The sequence below is a fragment of the Azoarcus sp. TTM-91 genome, assembly GCF_012911025.1.
Taxonomy (GTDB): domain Bacteria; phylum Pseudomonadota; class Gammaproteobacteria; order Burkholderiales; family Rhodocyclaceae; genus Azoarcus.
In genome coordinates, this window is the sequence record NZ_WUEI01000304.1 from 1 (window position 1) to 431 (window position 431).

Here is a 431-nt window from a genome sequence, read left to right on the forward strand (position 1 = left end):
GTCTCACACTGATCGCACACCCATTTGCCGCGGATGTGACGCTCCACGGTGAACGTGCCCGGCGTGTAGTCCAGCTTCTCGCTGATGTCTTCGCCAATGCGCTTGAGCGCACACCCACAGGTGCAGGTCTCTGCGTCCGGCTCGTGGTGGATGTCGGTGCGCGGCAACTGCGGCGGCAATGCCTGGCGCTTGGGCTTGCTCTTGGCTTCAGATTTGGACGACGGCAGGAGCGCTTCCAGTTCGGTCTCAATCGCCTCGAGGTCTGCGTCAATGGCTTCGTCCAGCAGACTCGCCTGTTCAGATGTCAGTTGCTCGCTGCGCTTGCCGAACTTCCAGCGCTTGTGGATGGCCAGCTCGTGTGTGAGCTGGTCGATCTTGGCTTGCCGGTACCGCAACTCCCGGTCCTTCTCGCCGACCTGGGCCATCAACTG

1 protein-coding gene is annotated in these 431 nt (G+C 61.9%); it reads right to left on the bottom strand.

Annotated elements, in window-relative coordinates; genetic code table 11:
- The coding region (locus tag GRF61_RS24355; RefSeq protein ID WP_211166202.1) for an IS66 family transposase zinc-finger binding domain-containing protein at positions 1-431 on the bottom strand (431 nt) is incomplete at both ends.